This is a genomic window from Janthinobacterium sp. BCJ23, assembly GCF_059617945.1.
Map to the genome: position 1 here is coordinate 1 of NZ_JCAQAW010000020.1, position 2589 is coordinate 2589.

General features: G+C 49.5%; 2 protein-coding genes. Both read right to left on the minus strand.

Features of this window, described 5'->3' with window-relative positions; translation table 11 throughout:
* Positions 1-202: 202 nt before the first annotated feature.
* Complete coding sequence (locus tag AC54AG_RS28250) at positions 203-1072, minus strand: hypothetical protein (protein WP_496632650.1); 870 nt, start codon at positions 1070-1072, stop codon at positions 203-205.
* A gap of 151 nt (positions 1073-1223) precedes the next feature.
* Positions 1224-1907: a hypothetical protein gene (locus AC54AG_RS28255; protein WP_496632652.1), complete on the minus strand. Its 684-nt coding sequence runs from the start codon at positions 1905-1907 to the stop codon at positions 1224-1226.
* Positions 1908-2589 lie beyond the last annotated feature (682 nt).

Genomic DNA, 2589 nt, shown 5'->3' on the forward strand with positions numbered 1-2589 from the left:
CTTCCGCCAAAACAGAAGGCGACACTAGTGATGAGCTAAGCGAGCCGAACACCGCCACTGCGTACAATTTTCCTGTACATTTATTGCATTGTGACAGGTCTTGACCAATAGTTTTTCAACACAATAGCCCCATTTCAGACCTTCGCCCAATTCTTGGTTTTCCTAAAGATGAGCTTGGGCCGCAAGGGCAGAGCGTTAGCGCTCAATATGGGAGGGCAGGCTTCAGCAGGCTATGTTGATCAAATGCTTCGAGATCGCTGAGGAACGAACGCACACCGTCATTTCGCCTTGAAAAGCACTTGGCCAACGGCATATGCGAGCCATTTTTTTCAACTCGTTTCTTCATCTTTACCACACGCTCTTCCCAGGCACCGTCAAGAAGAACGTAGTCGCAACAGTTAATCGGCATAGCGGCGTGGAGCATATCGACGATATCGTTCTCTTTAATTGGGAGGCCCGGATCCAGGTAATACTCGCGCATTAGCTCGCCGATGATCACATGCGTTCGGGGGTGAGTGTCATCAGGTTTGAACATTTTGGCTTTGGAAATGTAGGAAGGGTCGGCCCTGGCATCCTTGATCCCACCTGCGATTTGCTGAACCAGTCCTTTCATCATTTGCCCGATAACCTCGCGGTTTTCATAAGACATTCTTATGAAACCTTGCATCGTGACACCGAGCGGAGGATTTTGCGGCCGTTCGGAAAGCAGCTTCAACTGCGGCAGATCTGCAGATGGCCAGAAACGAGTCGAGTTGTCTGCCTCTAGGTGCTCCCGATCAAGAACCTTGTCAAACGCAAAATCCGTCAAATATATGTTGGGAAGTAAGCGTTCGATGAATGCCTCCGCATCATCGACATGTTGAGGATCACTCGGTCCAGCAAATTCACCGAGTGAAATCATGGAAAGAAGTAACGTGCCTCCTTTACCCAGCAAAGCAGCCACTAGACGATCTTGCAGGGCTATATCATCACTGAACAGCCGAATAGCCCAATGATCAAGATATACCGTCGGGGAATCGAAGGATTGCCTAACTCGGGTTCCGGATGGCGCTTGAAAAAACTCGACAGGCATTTTCCAATTTCCCTATCAATTGTGGATCAACCAAACCCGTCTCTCGCAACCGGCAGCTCATGGCCGGTTGCCGTCGTTGGCAGGTGCCTCCCCTAAGCTGACCTTCGGCGAAGTGCACGACATCTTCAGCACTACGCAGGCCGTGATTTTGTTAATCTATTTGAATATTTTCCTCAAACTGGGCCTCAGTCATTGCCAATAATTCGGCAGTCCGCCCTTGAAAGTAAATGGAACGCTTGGCCCCATTCCTAATCAACGTCTGACCGAGCTGGATAAACGGTCCCACATCCGGTGCGTGCCGGGCCGCAGTATCGATGATTTCCGCTAGAGCCTTCGCATAGGTAAAGGCACTAGTTTGCATACTGGGTAATGCTAAAACTCTTCTCAATTCAGCGTCTGCCCGCGTTCGCTCAGCCAAAGGTACTGCATGGGGCCAATTAATAGCAATGTCAGCGCGGCGGTTTGTCCGATCATCAGTATGCCGCAGACCTAGCGTCCACGCATGTGCGGCTGAGCCAAAGGGCGCTGCAAGGACAACCGTTTCGCGCAGTTGAGCCGGCGGGAGGCCAGTGGCAGATGCGACCCGCTCGATCAATTCGGTGTCGCTCGCAATCAGCGCCCGTGCCCTCGTAAACAGGATTGCATCTTTGCTTCGGAGCAAATTTAAAATCTCGGTTGCGCTAGCTTGTGAACCTGCACACACTGCCCAACCGTCGCTAACAGGCCTAATTTTACGATACGCGAAAGGTAAATTGATGGTTCGCCCTAACGATGCTACTTCTACATTTAAATCGTTAGGGCCATCATGATTAAGTTGCTTACCGTCAAATTCCAACCTAATGCGTGTGTCAGCCGCAGCTAGCGAACAATTTGGAAGTGAGATTGCCAAACAACAAGTCATATTTGTCCTGATCTTTTTAGGTCTGCTTCTGGCCGATTACGGAAGGTGAGCATAGCAGACCAACCGCCCGTTTAAGGCCAGACCGGTGCAGTTTTTGAACAGACACCTGTCCTCAGAAAATCCACGGTGTGCTAGCAGCTCAAGGAAAGCTCTCTGCGCCGCTATGCTAGGTGACTTCCAAGTCAAGTCACCCGTAGCATCTTTCATGGCAAACACAGCCCAGGTTGTTTGTTCAGGTGCGCATTCTACATACCATTTTTGTGAGCAAATCTTGCACTCATAATTTGAAATTTCATAATCGAGTGGGGGGTGAAAAAGTCTCTGTATCCAAATCTTGAAAATAGGTAAAAAAATCCTCCGCTCCTTTGTATTCAAAGCGTTTTTTCCAGTACCTGAGGTTAGCAATCGCCAGCGGGACTTCTTTGCACTTGCACATAAACTTCACGCCTTGACTGTCCGAAGCTCTGTTGTGGAACGTCTGGTATTGGCCTATTGTGTTGAAAAACTATTGGTCAAGACCTGTCACAATGCAATAAATGTACAGGAAAATTGTACGCAGTGGCGGTGTTCGGCTCGCTTAGCTCATCACTAGTGTCGCCTTCTGTTTTGGCGGAAG

Excerpts from the sequence above, each read along its gene's own strand:
- AC54AG_RS28250 (WP_496632650.1), bottom strand. The coding sequence starts at position 1,072 with ATGCCTGTCGAGTTTTTTCAAGCGCCATCCGGAACCCGAGTTAGGCAA.